An 894-nucleotide genomic window follows, 5' to 3' on the forward strand; every position below is an offset into this window, starting at 1 on the left:
GGGCGGGTAAACCTCACAAGTCACAACACATCGCGACACATATTCACTTACACGCTCAAGCAACCATACACCACAGTCACCCAAGGCTGCAATCAGACAACCGCACAGTGGACGCGAACACCACAACAAAAGTGTTTGTAAGTCATCGGCCTATTAGTACTGGTCAGCTCCACACGTCGTCAGTCCGTGCTTCCACATCCAGCCTATCAACCCAGTGTTCTAGCTGGGGGCCTCACACCCTCAAAGGGGCAAGGAAATCTCATCTCGAAGCCGGCTTCCCGCTTAGATGCTTTCAGCGGTTATCCATCCCGAACGTAGCTAATCAGCCATGCACCTGGCGGTACAACTGACATACCAGAGGTTCGTCCGTCCCGGTCCTCTCGTACTAAGGACAGACCTTCTCAAATTTCCAACGCGCGCAGAGGATAGGGACCGAACTGTCTCACGACGTTCTGAACCCAGCTCGCGTACCGCTTTAATGGGCGAACAGCCCAACCCTTGGGACCAACTCCAGCCCCAGGATGCGACGAGCCGACATCGAGGTGCCAAACCATGCCGTCGATATGGACTCTTGGGCAAGATCAGCCTGTTATCCCCGAGGTACCTTTTATCCGTTGAGCGACGGCCGTTCCACAACGAGCCGCCGGATCACTAGTCCCGACTTTCGTCCCTGCTCGAGCTGCCACTCTCACAGTCAAGCCCCCTTGTGCACTTGCACTCAACACCTGATTGCCAACCAGGCTGAGGGAACCTTTGGGCGCCTCCGTTACCATTTGGGAGGCAACCGCCCCAGTTAAACTACCCATCAGGCACTGTCCCTGACCCGGATCACGGGCCGAAGTTAGATATCCAGAGTTACCAGAGTGGTATTTCAACGATGACTCCACCAACACT

The 894-nt window shown here is 55.3% G+C and carries 1 rRNA gene; it reads right to left on the bottom strand.

Annotated features, from left to right (window positions below):
• Positions 1 to 133 precede the first annotated feature (133 nt).
• Positions 134 to 894 (bottom strand): 23S ribosomal RNA (locus MLY01S_RS11910); the annotation flags it as partial.

The sequence above is a fragment of the Micrococcus lylae NBRC 15355 genome (genome assembly GCF_001570885.1).
GTDB lineage: Bacteria > Actinomycetota > Actinomycetes > Actinomycetales > Micrococcaceae > Micrococcus > Micrococcus lylae.